The sequence below is a fragment of the Oceanospirillum sediminis genome (genome assembly GCF_014164585.1).
In the GTDB taxonomy this organism is placed as follows: domain Bacteria; phylum Pseudomonadota; class Gammaproteobacteria; order Pseudomonadales; family Halomonadaceae; genus Oceanospirillum; species Oceanospirillum sediminis.
Genome location: NZ_JACJFM010000275.1, coordinates 1 through 335 on the forward strand (window position 1 = coordinate 1; position 335 = coordinate 335).

The 335-nt window shown below is 40.0% G+C and carries 1 protein-coding gene; it reads right to left on the reverse strand.

What is annotated here, in order from left to right:
* Window positions 1–335 (reverse strand): peptidase dimerization domain-containing protein (locus H4O21_RS28665; protein ID WP_182812652.1); only part of this gene is annotated, 335 nt, incomplete at both ends.

A 335-nucleotide genomic window follows, 5' to 3' on the forward strand; every position in this document is an offset into this window, starting at 1 on the left:
TGGTTTTGCTTTTAAGTTCTTTTTCAAAAAGTGCAACTATTGGGATGCTACCACCACTACGTTGCGGAATAGGTGTTTTTCCAAAAGTGTCTTGATACGCCATACTTGCTGCTTTGTAGCCAATATTATCTATAGGCGTTACGTAACCTTGACCACCGTGGTGAGGTGTAACTTTTACCTTTGCGGCTTTTGGTGCGATACTTTCAAAGTGTGTTTTAAATAGTTGTGTAATATGTTCCCAATCTTGATTTGGTACCAATCGCATAGATATTTTGGCGTACGCTTTACTTGCAATAACGGTTTTAGCACCTTCGCCTGTATAGCCACCCCAAATA